The sequence below is a fragment of the Streptomyces sp. SAI-135 genome (assembly GCF_029893805.1).
In the GTDB taxonomy this organism is placed as follows: Bacteria; Actinomycetota; Actinomycetes; order Streptomycetales; family Streptomycetaceae; genus Streptomyces.
Window position 1 is genome coordinate 350,353 of record NZ_JARXYP010000001.1, and the last position, 21,636, is coordinate 371,988.

A 21,636-nucleotide genomic window follows, 5' to 3' on the forward strand; every position below is an offset into this window, starting at 1 on the left:
CGCCGCACAGTTCGATCCGGCGGACCCAAGTGGTTACAGTGAGCCGTATTGTCAATAGGCGTCCGTCGCTCGCTGTGATCGCGGCGCCGGCGCTGTGGCCCGTGGGGTTTCCGGGTTCGGGAGCGCAAGGCCCCTGTCAGGAACGATCTTGCGACTGAGAGATCCGACCGAGGGGCCTCGCCCCCCGACCAGTGTCACGTACTCCACAGCTGGGAAACGCGCAATTCCACCTGGACCTCGACTACTGAGCTCAGGATGCGAAATTCATGTGCTCGCGCGCCCACTCCTCGAAGCTGGTGAGCGGGATACCGAGGTCCCTCGCGAACTCGGGACGGGCCGGCTGTCCGACCACGTTGTACAGCTCGTGCGCGGCACCCATGGGCGGCATCCCGGCGGCGAAAGCCTCTTCCATGGTCATGTCGGGGGCGGGCAGTGGTACGTCCAGCACGCGGGTGAGGACCTCCGCGATCTGTGTCATCGACAGGTAGTCGCTCGCCAGTTCCAGCTCGACCGTGTGGAACTTCTCCGGCGCGACGATGGCCGCTGCGGCCGCACTGCCGATGTCCCGCACCGCGACGAGGGGCACCGACGTCTCGGGTTTCACGACGGTCACCAGACCGCCCTCGACGCCACGCGGAAAGTAGAACCCCAGGGACGGAAGGAAGTTGTCCATGAAGAAGCCGGGCTTGAGCAGCGTCCAGTAAGGGAAGCCGGCTTCACGAACAAGGTCCTGGATCCTGCTCTTGGTGGAGTAATAGGGCTCCATGTGAGCCCAGCGTCCCTCATCCCAACCGGGAAATTCCTCAGTGTGCTGGCCGGCCCCGCTGACTGTCGACTGCACGAAATGCGACACGCCGGCGGCCCGTGCGCCTTCGATGAGATTGACGGCCTGGGCCGCTTCCAGGTCGAAGTCGAAACCTTCCGCGGAGCCGGGCGCGATCTGCACCGAGAAGACGGCGCGCGCACCCTCGGTGGCCCGGGTCACGGAGTCGCGGTCGAGGAGGTCACCCTTGACGAGTTCGGCGCCGAGCGCCTCGACCGCTCGGGCCGACGCACCCGCCGGATCGCGCACCAGGGCACGGACGGGGAATCCCGCCGCGATCAGGGCCCGAGCCGTGGCCCCGCCCTGCTTGCCCGTGGCACCAGTGACCAGGACGGGCGCAGAGTTGGTGGACATGCTGCTCCTTGGGATGGGGCGACGTGCTGGCAAGCGGCATCAACGAAAGCTGAAGGTCGCCACTGGGCATCGCGCCCCCTGCTAGCCATAGAACGTTCGGTTCCGTTGGCAGCGTATGGGAAGGCCGATCAGGCTGCAAGACCAGTCGTTCTACTGAGTCCTTCTCGGTACGGTTTGTAATGTTCTGTGCACTCCGTTCAGGTGGTGCGGTCGTGTTCGAGCTGAAGCAGAACGAGGGCGGCTCGGGCGATCCGGGTGACAGGAGCGGAGTCGAGGCTGACCCTGCGCAGGCCCTTGAGGACCTTCAGCAGGGCGTTGGACCGCTCGGCAACAGCGTGAACGCCCCGGATCACAGCGTTGAACTCCTGGTCGGACTCGGCGAGTTCACTGCCTTGGGCTTCTTGAGCGGGTGGCGCAAGCCGTCTGCGGCGTTCTCGTAGCCGAGATCGGTCAGGGTGGGGATGCTCAGAGTGACACCAAGCCGGTTCAGGGCGTCGACCAGGCCGTGTGCGCGGGCGCAGGTGGTGCCGTTGTGGCGAGGCACGCGACGGCCCTAAGGTCCGCGAACGGGGCACGTGTTGGTGCACCGCCCGAGCGGTTAGGCGCCACCGCGGCTCGGTGCCCGCTTTGGGGCTACACAGTTCCAGAAACGCTGTGCCCTTCCCGGGGTCGGGAAATCGACCTCGAGGCGCTCGTGTACGGTCGATCAACATGAGGGGGTCTCCGCTTTAAGTACATGGGAGCAGGCATGCGGTATCAGACTTTCGGTCGGCGTACGGGACTTCGGGTGTCGGAACTGGCGCTCGGCACCGCGATGTTCGGGACGAGGGCCGGTGTCCGGGCCAACCCCGAACAGGCCCGCGCCGTTTTGGACGCCTATGCCGATGCCGGAGGGAACTTCATCGACACCTCCGATGCCTACGAATTTGGTGAGTCCGAGGCGGTCCTCGGTGATCTCCTGCGAGACCGCCGTGAGCAGTTCGTCCTCGCCACGAAGTACACGCGCATGCCGCTTACCGGGGTGAACCTCACGGGTAACAGCCGCCGAACCGCCATCCGCTCCGTCGAGGCCAGTCTGCGGCGCCTGAAGACCGACTACCTTGACGTACTGTGGGTGCATCTGCCTGACGGCGTCACGCCCATCGATGAGATCCTCGCCACCTTCGACGACCTCACCCGGTCCGGCAAGATCCTTCACGGCGGCCTGTCGAACTTTCCGGCCTGGCGCGTGGCAGCCGCGGCGGTGAAAAGTCCGACACTCCTGGGTGTGCAGGAGCCGCTCAACCTCCTGAACCGCGGTTTGGAACGCGAGATGCTCCCCGCCGCCGAGGCATTCGGCCTAGGGGTCTGCACATACTTCCCGCTCGCTTCGGGGCGGCTCACCGGGAAGTATCGTCAAGGCGAGGAAGGAAGGTTCACCGATATGAACCTTCCCTTGGAGGATGCAGGGCAGCGGAAGACTGTCCTGGACACGCTGCTGGAAATCTCCCAGGAGGCCGGCGAGGCACCTGGGCGCGTCGCGATGGCCTGGCTGCTCGCCCGGGCCGACCGGGCGAGCACCGCCATCGTTCCGATCGTCGGGCCGCGCACACCCGAGCAGCTTCAGGATTACGTCAAGGCACTCGCCCTCGATCTGGAGCCGGAACACTACCGGCGTCTCGACGAGGCCAGCGCCCCGTCCATCGAGGACAACACCAGCTACTCTTTCGGTGGCGAGTTCGACCGCTTCAAGCTCCCCGCCGTCCCGGTGGTCTGACCTCACCCGACGTACGATGCCACTGGCTCGCATTTCCCCGGTGGCTCGTATTTCCCCGGGCCCGAAAGCCCACCACAACCCCAACGCGTTGAGCCGCTGAGGCGTCACCCCACCGTCCGGGCCGTCGGCACTCATCCTGGGCTCTCGTAGCCCGACGCGGTGCCGCTCACGGCACAGGTCGATGACCAGGTTGATCACGTAGTACTGACTCATCCCGGTGATTGCACCCGTGAGATTGCGGCAAAATCGTCGGGTCTTCGAACCTGAGTGGCGTCGTGTCATGTCTCATGATGGGCTGTCACGTTGCGTCAGAGGGGCAGGGACAGTGGGGCTGCTACCGGCGGCAGGATGCCCCTGGCCATGAATGAGCCCTTTCAGCAGCGGCCACTGATCGGGGACCGGTTCGATCTCCGCAACGCACGAGGCTCCCGTGCCATGGAGGAAGGTGTCGAAGTCTCATCTCATCAGCGCAGGAGCCTCATTGGTTCCCTGTCCTGCCTCACTGGCCGTTCCTCACGCCCAGGTCAAGTGAGTAACCATGCTCATCGTCACCTGCGAGGGTGACCGCCGCTGCAAGCTTCCGCCACAGCAACGTGGCCTGGTCGGCCTGGTGTACCTGCGCCGGCACGACACCCTCGCCCAGATCGCGGCCGGCTTCCGCATCGCCCACGCCTACACCGCCGCGGTCATCGACCTGTTCGCGCACCGGGCCTGCTCAAGGTTCTGCGGGAGGGCGATCCGGACTTCGTCCTCGACGGCACCCTCGCCGAGTGCGACCAGGTCGGGGACGGCCACGCGGACTCGCGGCCAAGCGCCGCCGCTACGGGGTGAACGTCCATGTCGTCACCGACCCCAGCGGCAGGGTCATGTGGATCTCACCTGCCCTGCCGGGACGGACCCACGACCTGACCGTGACCCGCACCCACCAGGGCAACGCTGAGAACGCTCACTTGGCGGGCGCGGGGCCGTACAGCTGTGCCAGGTCGCCGGCCAGGGCCGCCTTGACGAAGCGGCTGGGGTCGTCGACCAGTACTTCGAGAGCGTCGCTCTGCACACCGTCGAGACTGGCGCGTGCGACGTCGAGGGGATCGATCTTGGGGGCATCGGTGCCCGCCATCATGTCGGTATCCGCCGCTCCCAGGTGTACGCCCTGGACAAGGGTCTTCTGTCCGGCGAGCTCGACGCGTACGCCGTTGGTCATGTTCCACTCGGCGGCTTTGGCGACGGAGTAGGAGCCCGAGCCCTGAGGGGTGGCGGCCCACGACAGTACCGAGAGAAGGTTCACGATCGCTCCGCCGCCGTGAGCGGCCAGGACCGGAGCGAAAGCGCGGATGACACGGAGGGTGCCGAAGAGGTGCGTCTCCAGGTCTCGCCGGACGTCGTCCAGGTCGTCGGTCAGCAGGTTGGCTCCCGTGGCGATGCCGGCGTTGTTGACCAGCAGTGTCACGTCCTGTGCGACGGCGGCCGCGTCCGTGATCGACTTCTCGTCGAGGAGATCCAGGTACAGCGGGCTGACGCGGGGGGCGGATGCGGTGATTGTCTCCGGGCTGCGGACAGCCGCGTAGACCCTCTCGGCCCCGCGGGCCAGCAATTCGTCGACGAAGCGCCGGCCGATGCCCCGGTTGGCTCCGGTCACGAGCGCGGTGGAACCAGCGATTTCCATGATCATCCTTTCGTCGGGCGGAGGATGGCGTTCACTCCCGCCCTTCGCGCCCTACGCTAGAACTTGACGTCAACGTCAAAGGCAAATCCGACACCGCAGAGCGAGGAGCGGGACACAGTGCGTATCGGAGAGCTGGCCGACCGGGCCTGTGTCAGTACACGCGCTCTGCGCTACTACGAGGAGCAGGGCCTGCTGCGTTCCTCGCGCACGGCAGGAGGACAGCGTGTATATCCGCAGTCAGCCGAGGACCGTGTACGGCTGATCCGTGAGCTCTACACAGCTGGGCTCACCAGCCGCGTGATCGCTGAACTGTTGCCGGCTATCGATGCACGCCACGTCAACCCTGAGTTGCTGGCGCGCTTGCGTGACGAGCGTGCCCGCACGACGGCGAAGGTCGCCGAGTTGCAGGCGGCAAGCCAACGACTCGACGCCTTGATCGCCCTCGCGACACACCCCGACTCCGGTTCGTGTCCGGCCACACTCGACCAGGCAGTTGCCGGAAATCCCGCCCCGTAGACGTCCTTCTCCTGCCTAGGCGCCATGTGGGATGGCACAAGTGCCTGGTGCGCGGCGAGACCCGGTCCCGTCACCCGATCAGTGGCCACGCTGAAAACGCTCAGTGAGCAAGAAGCATGCGGCGGGCGAGCCGAGTGATCTCCCGAGTGGCCGGTGACAGCACCGACCCCTGCCGCCTGATCAGGGCGATGGTGTCGTACAAGGGTTCCGCGAACCCGATGGTGTGCAGGTTGTCCGGGAAGGCGCGGCTACGGGCGACCGCCCGCGACACGATGGTGTCTCCAGCTCCGCGGGCGACGATGTGCAGCGCCGATTCGACGCGTTCGACTTCGATGGCGGCAGTCAGGGCGACTCCCTCCACCTGGGCGCGTTCGGCAAGTTGACGACGGGTGGGGTCACGCCAGCCGCAGTGGGCGTCATAGAGGATCAGGTTCGCGGCGGCGAGGTCGGTCATGGTGACCGGTCGTGTGGTGTGGTGGGGGTCGACGGAGGCTTAGACCACCTCGTGGCGCATGAGGGGGGTGACGTCGAGGCCCTCGGCGTCGATGGGCGGGACCACCAGCCCGGCTTCGAGGTCGCCGGCGCCGACGGCCTCCGCGACTTCGACGGAGTTGAGGCCGACGATGCGCAGCCGCACCTTGGGATGGCGCGTGTGGAAGGTCTCCAGCAGCTCGGACAGGAAGTAGTAGTTGGCGTTGCGCAGCAGATCGAAGGTGGCCACCCCCGTCGAGGGAAGTCAGTGAGCGCAGGGCGCGATCCGCGCCGTCGGCGGCCTCGGTCGCCTGTTGGGCGTAGGGCAGCAGTTCCTCACCGGGCTGCGGTCAGCACCAGCCGCCGCGGTCCCCGGGTGAATAGCGGCACCCGGTAGTGGTCCTCCTCAAGGACGGAGGACTGGGCGGCCCCGCGGTCGCGACGGGCGCGGCAACACGCGGCGCCTGGCTGGAGGACCGTTTCATGGCCGGGGCCTCCGAGAAGGGGTACCGGGTCGACTTCATCATCACGCTGCACTGGTACGGCGGTGACTTCCGCACCCCGCAGGCGGTTGATCCGGGCGGCGCACTGAGCGGAGGGGCCCGGTGCCCCTCCCCTGCAGGCACCGGGCCCCTCAGGCCCCATGCGTACGGAGCGCCCCCGGCTGCGTGGAGATCGCTGCCGACTTGAACGCCGCTCACGCCGCCGGGATACCGGTCGGGACCGACCAGACAGCACGCCGAGCGATCCCCGCCCGTCGCCAGAGGTCTGGGAGCCAGAGACCGAGGAGCGGACGGTCGGCACCTTCTGACCTGCCGTTCATGCCTCGTCCCAGGCAGGGGTGGATGCCGACCCCACCTTTGCGACTGGCCGTTCGCCGCGGCGAGCGGGCACAGACCGAATCAAGCCGGCATGAGCCTCGCACTCTCCGTCGACCGGCGCCAGACGCGGTACGCCCCGGCGGCAGGACTTGCCCTGGCAGGCCCTCGTAATCGACTCGCCGTGGACTTCGGTCCATCCTCCGCGACCGCGGCGAACCCACCCGGGCCTGACGCGGATTCGGGTCCCAGGTGAGGTCACGCGGCCTGGAGGACCAGCGTAGTAATGACGGTGTCGAATTCGACGAGTACCGATCGGCCGAGCAAGGTTTGTCGGCGACGTCAGTGGTAGGCCAGCTCGATCCAGGTCACGATCGCGATCCGCATTTCTTCACGGGTAGCCCCCACCCGGTGGTCGAGGACGTTCTTCGGCAGCGGGCGAAAGAAGCACTCCCGGCCTTCAGGCCGGGGTGAGGCCGTCAGACTGCGCGGTCAGGGAGGTCGGAGCAGCTGAGGACTGGCCGGAGACGCTTCTCCGTCTGCGGTTAGACACTAATGGAGTCGGTGAGGAGCACGTCCGTCAGCTATTAGACTCAGCCCGTCCGGCACAGAAAATGGAGATAATGTCATGGCTCAGAAGACAGTAACCATCTATACCGACGACCTTACCGGTACCGAAGGCACCGACATCGCCACCCACACGTTTAGCCTCGATGGTGTCAGCTACGAGGTCGACCTCAACCCTGACAGCTACCAGCAACTGCTCGACGCCCTCGCGCCTTTCGTCCAGGTTGGCCGTAAGCCAGGTGGGAGTTCCCGCCGTGGCAGTGGGAAGAAGACCGCTTCCGGGTCAAATGCCGTGAAGGTACGCGAGTGGGCCCAGAGTCAGGGCATTGAGGTCAACTCCAGGGGGCGAGTGCCCCGGGATGTTATCGAGAAGTACGAAGCCGCTCACTGAGCTCACCTCGGCGCCCAGCAGGGCGCACAGACACCTGAGGGTGGCGGTCTTGCCGCCACTCACGGAGCCCACGATGGCGTTCATGCCGGGCTCGAAGCGTACGGTGCGGGTGGTGTTGAACAGGGTCAGCTCTTCTGTTCTCTGTCCGCCGGGAATTGACCGAGCCGGTGCTGTCTGCCTGGCGCTTCGAGCGCCGTAGCCGGGCCCGGGACTTTGCCCGGCCGCCTCGGCACGGCACGCGCGAGATCATGAACGCGATTCCGTTCGTGGACCGCACCGGCTGCCAGTGGCCTACCCCCCACACCACTTCCCGCCCCGCCAGACGGTCTACGGCTACTTCGCCAAACGGCAGTCCGACGGCAGTCCGACGGCATCATCGCCCAGCTCAACGGTCTCTTACGGGAGTTGGTGCCCCGGCAGGAAGGCAGACACCGCCACCCCTCGGCCTTCGTGATCGGCGCGCAGAGCGCCAAGACCTCCACCTGCGTCCCCGCCCACGCAGGGCATCGACGCGCGCAAGAGGATCGTGGGCCGCAAGCGCAGCACCGACACTCTCGGCCTGCTGCTGGCGGTGCTGGTGACTGCGGCCGGCGTCCAGGACTCCACCGCCGGCCGCGCCCTCCTGGATCAGTCCGCCACCGAGCATCCGAGCCTGCGCGAGGTCTGGGCCGACGGCGGCTACCGCAGGCGCTTCGTCAAGCACGCCGCCACCCTCGACATCGACCTCGAAACCATCCAACGCGAGCCCTGGGCCAGGGGATTCAGCCCGATCCCGAAATCGCTGGGCCGCGGAAGGACCTACGGCTGGCTCATGTTGCACCGCCGCCTGGCACGAGACCACGAAGCACACCCGCACCGCTCCGACGCGACGATCCACCCGGCCATCCCGACCTCATGGCCCGCCGCCTCACCGGCGAGACCACCGTCTCCTGGCGCGACCCGACATCAGCGGATGAAATCCGCATCACGGGATGAAACAACGAGAGAAAACGACCTCTCAGGACTCCACAAACTTGTCCGCCAGACCCTTTTCCAGGTAGTCGTCCGGCAGGTCCTCGATGACCAGCTCGGCTTCGGTGCGCTCGATGTGCAGCCGCCAGTAAGCGTCAGCCATCGTCTCTGGCTGGGAATCCTGGCCGCCTTGGCCGATGAAGGCGGCAATCGCCACGTGCGCGGCGTAGACGCCGGTACCGGAAAGCGCGGTATGCAGGTTGAGAATCCAGTTCCGCATCCCACCGGTGGCGATCTGAACGTTCGCCACGTGTGGGGCGATCATCGGCCCAGAACCTGCGCCACTACTGACCAGGACCGTCCCCGTACCGCGCTCCAGCATGCCGGGCAGAACGTGCTGCACCGCCGCGACCCCGCCGAGCAGGTAGAGATCCAGCTGGGCCAGAACCGACTCCACGGTGACCTTCGTGGCCTCGACGAGCGGCGCTCGACGCAGATCGGCCGGGGCCGGGGCGGGCGAGTACTCGAGTACGTCTATCGGTCCCAGTTGCTCCTCGGCGGCAGCCAGCGCAGCGTGCAGAGCGGGCCGATCGGTCACGTCGGCGGGGAACACACCGACCCGAGCGCCCGTATCGGCCAGATCAGCGGCGACCTCTTGGAGCGTCGTACAGTTGCGGGCGATCAGTGCCACGTCGAACCCCTCGGCGGCGAACCGCCGACCGATCGCCCGACCCAGCTGTGGGCCTGCGCCCACGATGGCGATCGTGCTCAATTCGCCACCTCGTTAACATTGTTCTGATTCACATCGAAACAATACGAAGGGCCCGGCCACGGGGGCTTGGACCGGCACGACATCTTGAACGGAAGATTCGCGACACCCATGAAAGGCACTCTCTCGGCCAGCGTGAGCGGCGCGAACGCCTTCAGTGACTTCGCGCGCGAGTGGCAGACCCGGCTGGGCGACACCTTCGCGCTGGCCCCGCTGGACCGGACGACCGTCGCCGGCTTCTCGGCGCGGTCCCGAGCTTTCTGGGTACGTGACGTCATGTTCAACCGCTTCGAGAACGCTGCCGCCCTCCGAACGGCGGGCCGCCGGGTCGGGGCCGATGATCACGTACGCCTATGGATCGTCCACCGAGGCACTTGGCGGTTCGGAGAGCCGGGAGGAATCGAGCACACCGTGCCGGCCGGCCGCCTCCTGCTTCAGGCGGGGAAATTGTCCCACTTCTCCGCGGCGCCGAGATCCACCGTCCAGCTGCTCGTCCTGCCCACCGCCGAGATTCCACGCAGACGGGGCGCGCCGGCCCCCGGTCCGGCCGACACCGCGGAGGTACGCGTGCTGACCGCGCACGCCACCACGGTAAGCCGCATGCTGGGCGGCCTCAGGCCGGCTGGAGCCGACGCCGCCCGCAACACCCTGGCCGAGTTGGCCCGGGCCGCCGTCGCAGGCGGCCTCGACGACGTGGAACCGCTGCTGTCGCCGGCACTGGCCCAGGCCGCTCGAGACTTGGCCGACCAGCGGCTCACCGATCCCAGCCTCTCTGCCGCGGCTCTCGCGCGGAAGCTGAACGTCTCGGCCCGTACCCTCCAACGCGCCTTCGCCCAGGAAGGCCAGTCACTGAGTGCCTACATCCGGGAGCGCCGCCTCGACGAGGCGCGCCGTGCGCTCATCACACCGCACCGGCACATGACCATCACGGAGATCGCCGCCCGCTGGCAGTTCGCCGACAGCGCCCACTTCGCCCGCGCCTTCCGCAAGCGCTACGACCAGACCCCGACCGACTGCGCGGCGACCGCCGCTCGTGAACCAGACACTCCATGAGTGCCGGGCCGGTCCGGGACTTCGGGGACAGACACGAAGGCTACGCAAGGACAGTGAACCGCTCCCGGTCGGCCATTCCCGGCTACCGGGATGTTGAAGGCTGCGGTGTCGAGATTCCTGCTGCGTTGCGTGGTGCCGGAACGAGTCCCGCTCTTACCTGCGCTCCACAGGCTGCCATGGCCGGTCCGGCCGCCTTGGCGACGTTGACCGCCGCGTTGAAGTCCCGGTCCAGGGCGGTCCCGCAGGTCCCGCAGGTCCACACCCGGACGTGCAGAGGCTTGGGGCCATCCTGGACGCCGCATCGCGATCACACCTGAGACGTCGGCTCGCAGCGGCCGATCCTTATGAAGGTGCGCCCGTACCGGGCGGCCTTGTACTCCAGCATGCTCACGAACGCGGACCATCCGGCGTCGTGCACGGACTTGTCCAGGCGTGTACGCGCGAGTCCCTTGACCGGCAGGTCCGCTCGACCGGACTGACTGCGCACAGAGCGGCTAAGGACGCTTCGTCGGCCAGACGTTCGGCATGGTCACCGGCCGTGATCAACAGGTGATGGCGCTGTCCGGAACCGACGCCGACGCGCTCGAGAAGTTCCGGAGCGTGGGACAGGACGAGCGCGGCCAGGCGTCGTTTGAGTTCGTCGACCTGTGCCGTCAGCTGCTGGATTCGCTTGGCCAGCAGCTTGAGCGTGATCAGCGTGGCGTCCAGGACGTCGTTGTGGTCGAGGTGTTGAGCAGCGGACGCCAGGTCGGCACAGGTGCGTATCGGCGGTGGGTTGTTCAGGGGCGCCCGTTGTTCCCGACCTGTTCTTGCTGTCCTTCTCCTTGCGGGAGAGGGCTCGCTGCGCCCTCTACAGGCGCTTCACGGCCCGGCGCAGGAAGCGCGGGCTGTCGATTTTCGTGCCGCCGGAAAGGACCGCGATGTGCCCGAGCCCGAGATCGATTCCCAGCTCGGACAACACCTCGGCTAGGACTTCCTCCGGGCCCGTCTCCACAACTGCGACTTTCAGCGTTAGGTGTCACCGGCGTTGTCCGCCTGCGATGCCGCGTCGGGGTCTCAGCGGTGCCTGGCACCGAATGCACGAGCTTGTTGTCACTGGTGATGTCGCTGTTCGAATCTCCCCAGGTGGTGGCGGGTGACCCAAGCCCGCTGGATCTGGATCCTCACCCTGCGGGTCGTGACCAGGTGTCCGAGGATCAGTCGGTTCCCGGGCCGCGATCCTTCGTGTGGGCGGGTGAGCTGGGGGCCGACGAGGCCATGTCCTGGAGGCCGATGACGGTCAGGAGCCGGAGTTTGTCGGCGGCTTCGCTGTCGGGGGCGGCGGTGAAGACGATGACGCGCAGGTCCGCGCCGTGGAGGGAGAGCACGTCACAGTCGAGTTCGATCGCGCCGACCTGAGGATGGTCGATGGTCTTGCGTTCGCTGGCGTGGTGCGCAACGGCGGAGCCGTCCCACAGCCGGGCGAAGTCGGTGTTCGACCGGCGCAGGTCGCTGATCATGGCGACCAGCCGGCGGTCGGCCGGGTAGCGGGAGGCGACATCGCGCAGGTCGGCGACCAGCGAGGCCCGGTAGTCCTCCGGGGAGGGGTGCCGGACCCTGCCGGGGTCGTTGTGGAAGGTGCGCCAGACCAGGTTCGTCTCGCGGCCGGCGCGGCGTCGCGTCTCTCCGTGCAGTGCCGCCCACAGGTCGTTGTACTCCAGCAGGGTCCAGGCCGCGTCGAAGACCGCGATCGGCACGTCGGCCAGGCGGCCGAGCAGCCGCTGCACGCTGGGGCCGATGAGCTGGGGGACGGTCCCGTCGAGCTCGGCGGCGTGGCCGGCGAGGCGGCAGGCCAGCTTGAACTCGGCGTCGGTGAGTCGCAGGGCGCGGGACAGCGCCCGCAGGACGTCGGCACTGGGGTGCGCGCGACCCTGTTCGAGGCGTTTGACGTAGTCGGGCGAGACACCGGCCAGCCACCCCACCTCCTCGCGCCGCAACCCCGGGGTGCGGCGTGCTCCCCGGGCGAAGGGAGAGCTGACATCTTCCGGGCGGACCCTGGCACGCCAGGAGCGCAGCATCGTCGCCAGATCCGGTCCCTCGCTCACAACCGCATTCTCGGTGGTCATGACCTGATTGTCGACGCGCAGCCCGGCTCCTTGGGTGGCCCAACCTGGGCCACGCTGCCCCGGCTCCCGCGGGCCAGACTCGTTCTGGCGCCGAGAGAAGAGGAAGCCAGAGATGAACACTCCGACCACGGACACACCGGTCGCGCTGGTCACCGGCGGCAACAAGGGCATCGGCCTGGAGACGGCACGCCGTCTGGTGGAGGCGGGGTACCGCGTCCACCTCGGCGCCCGAAACCCCGACCTGGGCAAGCCCGCCGCCGACAGCATCGGCGCACACTTCCTCGAGGTGGACGTGACCTCACAGGTGTCGGTCGACCGCGCCGCCGCAACCGTCGAGCAGACCGACGGCCACCTGGACGTCCTGGTCAACAACGCCGGGGTCACCGGTCCGATAGCCGAGGCAAGGGACTACACCCCGGATGACGCCACCACGGTTCTGCTGACCAACGTCGTCGGCTACGTCCGGATGATCCACGCGTTCCTGCCGCTGCTCGAACGCAGCACGAACCCCCGCATCGTCAACGTCAGCAGCGGCCTCGGTTCGTTCGGCCTCTTCCACGACGACAGCCGGATCGAATCGCGCTTCGGCTCCCCGCTGTACGCAGCGTCGAAGGCCGGGATCAACATGCTCACCGCCCGCTACGCGCAGCTGCTGCCCCACATGCGCATCAACACCGCCGACCCCGGCATGACCGCCACCGACCTCAGCGGCGGCCAGGGCCACTCCGTGAGGGACGGAACCGACGCCATCGTCGCCTACGCCCTCGCCGGACCGGGCGGCATGACTGGGACCTTCCGCGACCGCGACGGCGACCTGCCCTGGTAGCCGGCCTTCTCCCCTCATCAATCGCTCCACCACCCATCGATCCCGAAAGGATCCGTCATGTCCTCCTTCCTCATCATCGGAGCCACCGGAAACGTCGGCAGCGCCCTGATCACCCAGCTCCACGAGCAGGGCCACCACGTGCGGGCTCTGGTCCGCAGTGCCTCGCGCGCCGAACTGATCCCGGCGGGCATCGACATCGCCATCGGCGACCTGGACGACGCCGAGAGCCTGACCGAGGCCGCCCGCAGCGTCGACGGCGTCTTCTTCATGCAGCTCGCCCCGCTGCCCGCACAGGCCGAGAACATGATCAAGGCCGCCCGCACCGCCGGAGTGCGCAAGATCGTGGTGCTGTCCTCCATCGGTACCGTCCTGGAACCGCTGCCCATGATCGGAGCCAGGATCGCCGCCCGCGACCAGGTCTTCCGCGACTCCGGGCTCGACGTCACCTACCTGCGCGCCAACACCTTGACGTCGAACGCGACGTGGTGGCTGCCCACGATCCGCGACGAGGGCCGCGTCTATGACGCGAGCGACCCCGGCAAGACCGTGCCCGTCGACACCTTCGACATCGCCCGCGTCGCCGCCGTCGCCCTCACCGAGGACGGCCACGCCGGCCGCGCCTACATCCTGAACGGCCCGCAGGCGCTCACCGCCCGCGAGCAGGTGGAGATCCTCGCCGACGTCCTGCAACGGCCCATCGAGTTCGTGCCGCTCACCCCCGAGCAGTTCGCCCAGCACAGCATCGAGCGGGGCACCCCACCCGAGATGGCCGCCGCCGTGCAGAACCTCAACGAACTGTTCCGCGCCGGACGCGCCGGAGTCATCAGCGACGACATCACCAACCTCACCGGCATCGCCCCGCGGACCTTCCGCCAGTGGTGCGAGGAACACGCAGGCGAATTCCACTGACAACGGCTGACAGAATGAGGTGGATCTGTCCTGGTTGCCGTGTCCGGGGCGGGAGTTGAGCGTTCGAGGCGATGTGGGGACAGCGCCGTGGATCGTGTCGGATGAGCTGTGGGACCGCCTGGAGCCGCTGCTGCCGCAGCGCGAACGGCGCTTCCGGTCCCGGACCGGAAGGTGATGTGCCGGATCCTCTAGGTACTCCACACCGGCATCCAGTGGGAGTACCTCCCGAAGGAGCTGTGCTTCGGCTCAGGCATGACCTGCTGGCGACGCTTGCGGGGCTGCAACGAGGCCGGCGTCTGGCAACGACTCCACGAGGTCGTGCTCGCCGAACTGAACGCAGCCGCTCGGCTGGACTGGTCCCGCTGCGTGTCGACTCCTCGCACGTCAGAGCGCTAAAAAAGGGGGAGCCACACGGGCCCGTCGCCGGTCAACCGGGGCCGGGCCGGCTCAAAACACGACCTCATCACCGACGGACACGGCACTCCGCTCGCCGTCCTGCTGACCGGAGGCAACCGCACCGACGTCACCCAGCCCCTGCCCTTGCTCGACGCGATCCCGCCCGTCCGCGGCCGTGTCGGACGCCCCGCCGCAAACCCGACTCGCTCCTCGCCGACCGCAGCTACGACCACGACGTCTACCGCGACCAGGTCCGCGAACGCGGCATCGTGCCGGCCATCGCCCGCCGCGGAACACGACACGCACCGGGCTGGGGACCTACCGATGGGTGATCGAAGAAGGCTTCGCGTGGCTGCACGGCTTCCGGCGCCTGCGGATCCGTTGGGAACGCCGAGCCGACATCCACGCAGCGTTCCTCAAGCTCGCCGGGTGCCTGATCGCCCACCGACAACTCGGCTCACTGCGTCAACCGTTGTTATGCCTCAGTGTCGCTGACAAAGCGGCGAGGACCGGTACGCCGACGTACACCGTGCGGGGGGGCGCGGCGCCCGCCTGATCCCCCGAACGGCCTGCCAGGACGCGACAGGCGCCGGGGGGAGGGCTTGCCATGGAAGACATGTCCCGACTCGACAGCGCATGCCCGCCCTCGCTTCGCTCCGCCGCGGTACTGGGCCTGGTCGCGGCTCTGGCCGTCGGCTGTACCGCGGCTGATGCTGACACCACTGTCGCGGGACCCGCGGCCGTCGGGACGTCGCCGCTGCCCACCGTTCCCCCCGCCCAGCCACCGGCACAGCTCACCCGGGCCAAGGTCGAGACCGCGGTGAGCCGGCTCGACGACGTCGTACGGGACGCCATGCACCGCACTGGTGTGCCCGGAGTCGCCGTGGGCGTGGTGTACGACGACAAGGTGATGTATCTGAAGGGGTTCGGCGTGCGGAAGGTGGGCACGAAGGACCGGATCGGAGCGGACACGGTCTTCCAGCTCGCTTCGGTCTCCAAGCCCCTTGCCTCCACCGTGGTCGCCGCGGCCGTGGGCGAGAAGACCGTCGGCTGGGACGACCCGGTCGTGAAGTACACCCCCGGCTTCGCGCTGAAGGACCCGTGGGTCAGCCGCCATGTCACGCTGGCCGACCTGTTCTCACACCGCAGCGGATTGCCCGATCATGCCGGCGACCTCCTGGAGGACCTCGGCTACGACCGCTCCTACATCCTGGACCATCTGCGTTACGAGCCGTTGGCCCCCTTCCGCGCCCACTACGCGTACACCAACTTCGGGCTGACCGAAGCCGCCGTCGCCACCGCGCGGGCGGCAGGGACCACTTGGGAGAAGCTGTCCGCCGACAAGGTGTACCGGCCGCTGGGGATGAACTCCACGAGCTCTTCGTTCGCCGACTACGAGAAGGCGGGCAACAAGGCCGCCCTGCATGTGAAGACCGGGGACACCTGGCGTGCCGCGTACGTGCGCGACCCGGACGCCCAGAGCCCGGCGGGCGGGGCCAGCTCCACGGTCCGGGACATGACGAAGTGGCTGCGCCTGCAAATGGGCAACGGAAAGTTCGAGGGGCGGCAGGTCGTCGACGCCGGCGCTCTGGAGGAGACTCACGTGCCGCACATGGTTTCCGAGCCGCCGCACTCGCCCGCGGGCAGGACCGGGTTCTACGGGCTCGGCTGGAACGTGAGCTACGACGACCAGGGCAGGCTGAAGCTCGGCCACTCCGGTGCCTTCGCGCTGGGGGCGGCCACCAACGTCACTTTGCTGCCCTCGGAACAGCTCGGCATCGTCGTCCTGACCAACGGCGAACCCATCGGTGTGCCCGAGGCAATCTCCACCACGTTCCTCGACACCGCGCAGACGGGCGGACCGACCGTCGACTGGCTGAAGTTCCTCGGGCCGCTCTTCCAGCAGGCCCTGCAAGGGGAACGCTCGCAGGTCGACTACAGCAAGCCCCCGGCCTCGCCCGCACCCGCCAAGGCAAACAGCACCTACACCGGAACGTACGCCAATGACTACTACGGCCCGTTGACCGTCAGCGCCCAGGGGAACGAACTCACCATGCAACTCGGGCCCAAAAAGCAACGGTTCGCCCTGGCCCACTACGACGGTGACACCTTCAGCTACCGCACCACCGGCGAAACGGCCGTCGGCCTGACCGGCGTGACCTTCACCGTCGGCTCCGGCGGACGTGCCGACAAGGTCCGGGTCGAGAACCTCGACACGAGCGGTCTCGGCACCTTCACAAGGAACGACTAGCCCACGGGCAAGGCCGTACGAACGCGGCGTGGATCGTGTCGGATGAGCTGTGGGGCCGCCTGGAGCCGCTGCTGCCGCAGCGCGAACGGCGCTTCACACGGCCCTCTGTCCCCACATCGCATCGAACGCTCAACTCCCGCCCCGGACACGACAACCAGGGCTGACCCACCTTTGTGTGTAAGTCCCTCGCCAGGTGGTGTCACCTCGTCCGTTACGCGCCTGGCGAGGTTGTCGACCGGGGCGATGTGGATCACGGCTTCGGAGCTGGCGGTGAGGGTCTCGTAGTCGCGGGCGAGACGGGCGGTGCATCATGGTCCAAACCGATGCTCCTGGATGTGGAACCGTAGGAAGTCCCATCATCCCAGCTCGGAGAGCACCCCTGTCTTCATGTCCAAGCCCTGGACCGGCCATAGCCCTGCAAGAACGGTCGGGCGTCTTGACCGTGCACGGCGGTAGCAGTCCGGCGTCCTGACAGTGCACGGCGGGTAGCGGCTTCGGCGTGCACCGAAGCCGGGTGCTCCCGCCGTGCACCGGACGTCAGAAGATCACCGGCAGTCCGTCCAGTGCCTTGCTCACCTCGGCTGTGAACTCCGCCCCGGCCCGTGGCTGTTCGGTCGCCCAGCAGACGCGACCGTCGGGCCGGATCAGCGCCGCCGTGACGACGGACCACGCGGGTCCGCCGGTCTCGGCGAGCCGGCTTCGGTGCACGGAGATGCCGACCGCCGCCGCCCGCTCGGCCACCTCGGCCTCCATTGGTTCGTCACCCATGGTCAGGAGCACCGCACGCCCGTCGTACAGCAGCGGGAGCACCCCCTCGCCCTCGGGGTCGTGGGCACGGCCGCCGGTCAGAGGGTGCGCTTCCGTGGCGGTGGGCCGGTAAACGGTGTCGAGTCCGGAGAGCTTTCCGGCCAGCATCCCGGCGAAGGCGGGTTCGGAGGCGATGGCCTCGTTCAGCAGACCGCGCAGCGCGGTGACGTCCGCGGTGAGCCCGGTGATCAGAGCGCCCTGGGCCATGGTGTGCTCGGCCAGCTCCGCACCGACCGGGTGGCGTTCGGCGTGGTAGGTGTCCAGCAGCTCCGCGTCAGCGCGCCCCTGGACCACCGCCGCCAGCTTCCAGCCGAGGTTCATGGCGTCCTGGAGCCCGACGTTCAGGCCGACGCCGCCAGCCGGCCAGTGGATGTGGGCCGCGTCCCCGGCCAGCAGCACCCGGTGGTCGCGGTAGGCGGCAGCCAGCCGGGTCGCGTTGCCGAACCGGGACAGCCAGATAGGGTCGCGCATGCCGAAGTCGGTGCCGGCGATCCGCAGCGAGGCATCGCGCAGCTCGTCCAGCGTCAGAGGGACGTCGCGCCGCTGGTTGGCCGGGTCGTACCCGGTGACGCGGAACCTGCCGCCCGGAAGCGGGACCACAAGGAGGCGGCCAGCCTCGGAGAGGGCGGCGAAGCCGGGGATTCGCGGTGGGTCGTCGAGCACCACTTCGCCGAGGAAGCCGTATGCCGAGGTGTCGGATCCCGGGAAATCGATGCCGGCTTCCCGGCGCACGGTGCTGCGCGCGCCGTCCGCGCCGACGACGTACGGAGCGCTCACCTCGTACACACCCTCGGGCCCGCTTACGCGGACGGTGACCGACGAGCCGTCCTGGACCAGTGACGTGACCTCGTGTCCCCGCCGGACGACCGCGCCCAGTTCCGTGGCGTAGCGCTCCAGCAGCTCCTCTGTGACCGTCTGCGGCTGGACCAGCAGGAAGGGGAAGGGGGTCGGCAGCGAACGGAAGTCGATACGGGACTCGAGCATGCCGAAGTGCCAGCTCGGGATGGGCCGGCCGGCGGCGAGGGCGTCCTTGTGCCGGTTCCGCATGGCCAGCACCTCGACGGTGCGCGGCTGGATGCCCAGGGCCTTGGAGTGCGGGCTGCGCCGCTCTTCGCGTTCCAGCACGAGGACGGAGACGCCCGCGAGGGCGAGTTCGTGGGCGAGCCAGAGACCGACCGGGCCCGCTCCGGCGATCAGGACCCGGTAGTCTGAGGATCCCTGGGGTAATGCCTTAACTGTTGCGGACAAGAGGTTCAACTCCTGGTGGAGAGCATCACATGCTCAGTAATGACCACTGGTCATTACTGACTTCAGCTCGTCAGGGTGAGGCCGGTGCCCGCTATGAAGCCGTCGAGGGTGTGAGGTCTGTACTGCAGGCGCTTGAGCCGGTTACGGACGAGGACTTCGAGCCGGTCGAGGGCCGTGACGGCGAGGTCGGCAAGGCTGCGTTTGATGTGTGCCCACACGCCCTCGACGGGGTTGAGGTCAGTACCGTTCTCTCAGAGAATCCTGATCTTCGATATCCAGACCCCGCCCGGGTGGTTGGGCCAAGTGAACACCGTCCACTTTCCGATGGGCTGTTCCGGCTGCCACCGCCCGTCCCCGTACCACTGGACGCGGTTGTTCCCGGTCGAGATCCGGGTGGCCCACCCATAGAGGCTCGCCTCCCCCGCGTTGGCGTAACAATACGTCGACGAGGCATTGTCAGCCGGGTGCACGGTGACCTGCAAGAACTCGGGCCCACACTCACGTGGTCCATCAATGGCGGACGCACTTACTGCGCCGATAGTCAGGGATGCCATCACCGCGGCGGATGTCAGTCCGGCCAGGACTGCTCGTCGTACACTTCGCTTCATGGGAAATTCCACTTCTCAGCCCGCGCTTTCATGAGGCGAGCCGTTCGAAACACGGTCAGTTCAATAGAAGGCTCCCTGACTAGCAAGGACAGAGGATTACTCAGGTCCCTATTCCGCAGAAGTCAGAGGCGCTTTCCAGTTACTGCGCCTGGCCAGTCGGGCCATATCCCGTTGGGACGCGTTTTACTCTGTGGCGTGGTCAGCCCTCGATCACACGCGCGACTGAGCCGGTATGGCTGACCATCACGACGCAGGAGGGCTCGGGATGGAGAATCATGGACCCACATCCAACGGGAAAGAGCGTTCGTTCGATCTTGTTCATTAAGTCACTTGCTCCAGGTCGTTGTCAATACGGAACGTTCTACCTCGTAGGGAGCTCTCGACGATTGCGGGGTGGGTAACCGACCTCGGCTCGCTGGGCCGTCTTCGCACCACGATCTTCCTCAGGGCAGGAGGCTTGCAGGCGCTACTTGCTGGGTCTTTGATCCGGACCGCGCCCCCCTGACCTGCGTCATGTGGCCGAACCAGGCCAGTTCGTTCAGGGCCTCGCTATGCGGCACCGCGGCAGCGATCCCGGCGCAAGAGCAGCGCTCGAAGGCCTTCTCAGGCACGAAGGCGTACTGCTCGCGGGCCTGGCGGGCGGCCGTCCGGCAGCGGCTCCACCTCGGTCTTGAGGATGGCGAGCACGTAGCGGACCTGCCGTTCTTCCAGCCGCCAGGTCCGCGACGACCTGCGCGAGTGGACGCTCTCGAAGGTCGTGTGGGTCGCCGACCGAGGCTTCACCTCCGCCACCAACCGCCGGGCGCTGATGCGCGGAGGCGGCGACCACATCATCGGCGAGAAGCTCCGCACCGGATCACCCGAAGTACGCGCCGCCCTCTCGCGGCAGGGCCGCTATGCCACCGTGCGCGACAACCTCCAGGTCAAGGAGGTCAACATCGGCACTGACGAGCAGCTGACCAAGCGGGTGCTGGAGTCCGCCCTGGAGGGCGAGATCACCGATCACGTCGGCTATGACAAGCACGACGCGGGAGGCCGGAACAGCGGCAACTCCCTGAACGGCACCTGTTCGAAGACCGTGCTGACCGACGTCGGCCCGGTCGAGGTGAAGGTGCCCCGCGACACGGCCGGCACCTTCGAGCCGCAGCTCGTGAAGAAGCGGCAGCGCCGGCTGACCGGCGTGGACGAGATGGTGCTGTCGCTGTCCGCGAAGGGCCTCACACACGGGGAGATATCGGCTCATCTGGCCGAGGTGTACGGCGCGGAGGTGTCCAAGCAGACCATCTCCACAATCACCGACTCGGTGATGAAGGGCATGGCGGAATGGCAGGCCCGACCGCTCGATCGCGTCTATCCGGTCGTCTTCGTGGAGGCGATCAACGTGAAGATTCGCGATGGCAAGGTCGCCAACCGGCCCATCTACGTCGCGATAGCCGTCACCGTCGAGGGCACCCGCGACATCCTCGGCATCTGGGCCGGTGACGGCGGCGAGGGCGCCAAGCACTGGCTCCAGGTCTTCACCGAGCTCAAGAATCGCGACATTGAGAACGTCCTCATGCTCGTCTGCGACGGACTGAAGGGCTTGCCCGACGCCGTCGAGACAGTCTGGCCCCGAACTGCCGTCCAGACATGCATCGTTCACCTGATTCGCAACAGCATCCGCTACTCGCCCGCCAGGACTGGGACAAGGTCGCCAAGGACCGCAAGCCCGTCTACACCGCGCCGAGCGAGGCCGCCGCGACCGAACGGTTCCTGGAGTTCTCGGAGACATGGGCAGCAAGTATCCGGCCGTGATCAAGCTGTGGTCCGACGCCTGGGCCGAGATGGTGCCCTTCCTAATCTTTCGACGTCGAGATCCGCAAGGTCATCTGCAGCACGAACGGGATTGGGAGCGTGAACGCCCGCATCCGCAAGGCGGTCCGGGCCCGCGGGCACTTCCCGAACGAGGCCGCCGCGTTGAAGTGCGTCTACATGGCTTTGATGAGCCTGGACCCGACTGGCAAGGGCCGGCGCCGCTGGACGATGCGTTGGAAGGCGCCACTGAACGCCTTCCAGATCGCCTCCGAAGGACGCCTTACCCCCACCACCAGCCACTGACCCTCAGTAATCAAGATCAGCCGTTGACTGAACACACCCCCAGGACGACTGCCGTCCCGGCCACGGATCGGTCCTCGTGCAGGTGATCACTTGGCCGGGCTCAAGGTGCTGCCATTGCTGAGGGTCAAGGGGCGCGAGTCGCACCGAGGCTCGCCCGCCAGGTTCGAGCCGTCGCTGCTGAGCCCCGGCCGAGATAGAACATTCGGTCTTGACAATGGAGATCGGGGAGCTTTCAATGTAGGAGACAGAACGTTCTA

General features: G+C 67.5%; 14 protein-coding genes and 9 pseudogenes. 11 read left to right on the forward strand and 12 right to left on the reverse strand.

Features of this window, described 5'->3' with window-relative positions:
- Positions 1-250 precede the first annotated feature (250 nt).
- Together M2163_RS01690 and M2163_RS01695 are read right to left on the reverse strand one after the other, a co-directional pair.
- A complete protein-coding gene (locus tag M2163_RS01690) occupies positions 251-1,177 on the reverse strand; it encodes an NmrA/HSCARG family protein (protein WP_280892937.1) in 927 nt (308 codons plus the stop codon).
- A gap of 197 nt (positions 1,178-1,374) precedes the next feature.
- Positions 1,375-1,715, reverse strand: a pseudogene (locus M2163_RS01695) (transposase family protein); the annotation flags it as partial.
- Between the two features lie 249 nt (positions 1,716-1,964).
- Here M2163_RS01695 and M2163_RS01700 point away from each other — a divergent pair.
- Positions 1,965-2,933 carry an aldo/keto reductase gene (locus M2163_RS01700; RefSeq protein WP_280892938.1) on the forward strand — a complete coding sequence of 323 codons (969 nt, stop codon included), beginning with the start codon at positions 1,965-1,967 and terminating at the stop codon, positions 2,931-2,933.
- A gap of 538 nt (positions 2,934-3,471) precedes the next feature.
- Positions 3,472-3,859: pseudogene (locus M2163_RS01705) on the forward strand (transposase family protein); the annotation flags it as partial.
- A gap of 20 nt (positions 3,860-3,879) precedes the next feature.
- Here the strand turns inward: M2163_RS01705 and M2163_RS01710 are convergent.
- On the reverse strand, positions 3,880-4,596 hold the full coding sequence (locus M2163_RS01710) for an SDR family oxidoreductase (protein ID WP_280892939.1): 717 nt from the start codon (positions 4,594-4,596) through the stop codon (positions 3,880-3,882).
- Between the two features lie 117 nt (positions 4,597-4,713).
- On the opposite strand from M2163_RS01710, the gene M2163_RS01715 reads away from it, so the two are divergent.
- Positions 4,714-5,112: a MerR family transcriptional regulator gene (locus M2163_RS01715; RefSeq protein WP_280854858.1), complete on the forward strand. Its 399-nt coding sequence runs from the start codon at positions 4,714-4,716 to the stop codon at positions 5,110-5,112.
- Positions 5,113-5,212: 100 nt separating this feature from the next.
- On the opposite strand, the pseudogene M2163_RS01720 reads toward M2163_RS01715, so the two are convergent.
- A pseudogene (locus M2163_RS01720) lies at positions 5,213-5,833 on the reverse strand (LysR family transcriptional regulator substrate-binding protein).
- Between the two features lie 1,196 nt (positions 5,834-7,029).
- On the opposite strand from M2163_RS01720, the gene M2163_RS01725 reads away from it, so the two are divergent.
- Positions 7,030-7,359: an Lsr2 family protein gene (locus M2163_RS01725; protein ID WP_280854857.1), complete on the forward strand. Its 330-nt coding sequence runs from the start codon at positions 7,030-7,032 to the stop codon at positions 7,357-7,359.
- 134 nt (positions 7,360-7,493) lie between these two features.
- A pseudogene (locus M2163_RS01730) lies at positions 7,494-8,334 on the forward strand (transposase).
- A 22-nt stretch (positions 8,335-8,356) separates the two neighbouring features.
- On the opposite strand, the gene M2163_RS01735 reads toward M2163_RS01730, so the two are convergent.
- The gene (locus M2163_RS01735) at positions 8,357-9,082 is read right to left on the reverse strand and encodes an SDR family NAD(P)-dependent oxidoreductase (RefSeq protein ID WP_280892940.1); all 726 of its coding nucleotides are present in this window, start codon (positions 9,080-9,082) and stop codon (positions 8,357-8,359) included.
- Positions 9,083-9,190: 108 nt separating this feature from the next.
- Here M2163_RS01735 and M2163_RS01740 point away from each other — a divergent pair, with 108 nt between their 5' ends.
- The gene (locus M2163_RS01740; RefSeq protein ID WP_280892941.1) at positions 9,191-10,132 is read left to right on the forward strand and encodes an AraC family transcriptional regulator; all 942 of its coding nucleotides are present in this window, start codon (positions 9,191-9,193) and stop codon (positions 10,130-10,132) included.
- 82 nt (positions 10,133-10,214) lie between these two features.
- Here M2163_RS01740 and M2163_RS01745 read toward each other — a convergent pair.
- From M2163_RS01745 to M2163_RS01755, 3 genes and pseudogenes are all read right to left on the reverse strand, one after another.
- Positions 10,215-10,595: pseudogene (locus M2163_RS01745) on the reverse strand (zinc ribbon domain-containing protein); the annotation flags it as partial.
- A 387-nt stretch (positions 10,596-10,982) separates the two neighbouring features.
- Positions 10,983-11,126 (reverse strand): hypothetical protein, encoded by a 144-nt coding sequence (locus M2163_RS01750; protein WP_280855173.1) that lies wholly within the window; start codon positions 11,124-11,126, stop codon positions 10,983-10,985.
- Positions 11,127-11,328: 202 nt separating this feature from the next.
- Positions 11,329-12,237: a helix-turn-helix domain-containing protein gene (locus M2163_RS01755; protein WP_280854854.1), complete on the reverse strand. Its 909-nt coding sequence runs from the start codon at positions 12,235-12,237 to the stop codon at positions 11,329-11,331.
- A gap of 112 nt (positions 12,238-12,349) precedes the next feature.
- On the opposite strand from M2163_RS01755, the gene M2163_RS01760 reads away from it, so the two are divergent.
- The 4 genes and pseudogenes from M2163_RS01760 (at position 12,350) to M2163_RS01775 (ending at position 16,619) form a co-directional block, all read left to right on the forward strand.
- Positions 12,350-13,063, forward strand: a complete 714-nt coding sequence (locus M2163_RS01760) for an SDR family NAD(P)-dependent oxidoreductase (protein WP_280854853.1) — start codon at positions 12,350-12,352, stop codon at positions 13,061-13,063.
- 57 nt (positions 13,064-13,120) lie between these two features.
- Positions 13,121-13,972: an NAD(P)H-binding protein gene (locus M2163_RS01765; RefSeq protein ID WP_280854851.1), complete on the forward strand. Its 852-nt coding sequence runs from the start codon at positions 13,121-13,123 to the stop codon at positions 13,970-13,972.
- Between the two features lie 34 nt (positions 13,973-14,006).
- Positions 14,007-14,807: pseudogene (locus M2163_RS01770) on the forward strand (IS5 family transposase); the annotation flags it as partial.
- Between the two features lie 168 nt (positions 14,808-14,975).
- Positions 14,976-16,619, forward strand: coding sequence for a serine hydrolase (locus tag M2163_RS01775; protein WP_280892942.1), 1,644 nt, complete (start codon positions 14,976-14,978; stop codon positions 16,617-16,619).
- A 129-nt stretch (positions 16,620-16,748) separates the two neighbouring features.
- Here M2163_RS01775 and M2163_RS01780 read toward each other — a convergent pair.
- From M2163_RS01780 to M2163_RS01795, 4 genes and pseudogenes are all read right to left on the reverse strand, one after another.
- Positions 16,749-16,937, reverse strand: a pseudogene (locus tag M2163_RS01780) (hypothetical protein); the annotation flags it as partial.
- A 219-nt stretch (positions 16,938-17,156) separates the two neighbouring features.
- Positions 17,157-18,674 carry an FAD-dependent monooxygenase gene (locus M2163_RS01785; RefSeq protein ID WP_280854848.1) on the reverse strand — a complete coding sequence of 506 codons (1,518 nt, stop codon included), beginning with the start codon at positions 18,672-18,674 and terminating at the stop codon, positions 17,157-17,159.
- Positions 18,675-18,736: 62 nt separating this feature from the next.
- Positions 18,737-18,913 (reverse strand): annotated as a pseudogene (locus tag M2163_RS01790) (IS630 family transposase); the annotation flags it as partial.
- Between the two features lie 12 nt (positions 18,914-18,925).
- Positions 18,926-19,282, reverse strand: a complete 357-nt coding sequence (locus M2163_RS01795; protein ID WP_348541520.1) for a beta/gamma crystallin domain-containing protein — start codon at positions 19,280-19,282, stop codon at positions 18,926-18,928.
- A 949-nt stretch (positions 19,283-20,231) separates the two neighbouring features.
- Here M2163_RS01795 and M2163_RS01800 point away from each other — a divergent pair.
- A pseudogene (locus tag M2163_RS01800) lies at positions 20,232-21,379 on the forward strand (IS256 family transposase); the annotation flags it as partial.
- Between the last annotated feature and the right edge of the window lie 257 nt (positions 21,380-21,636).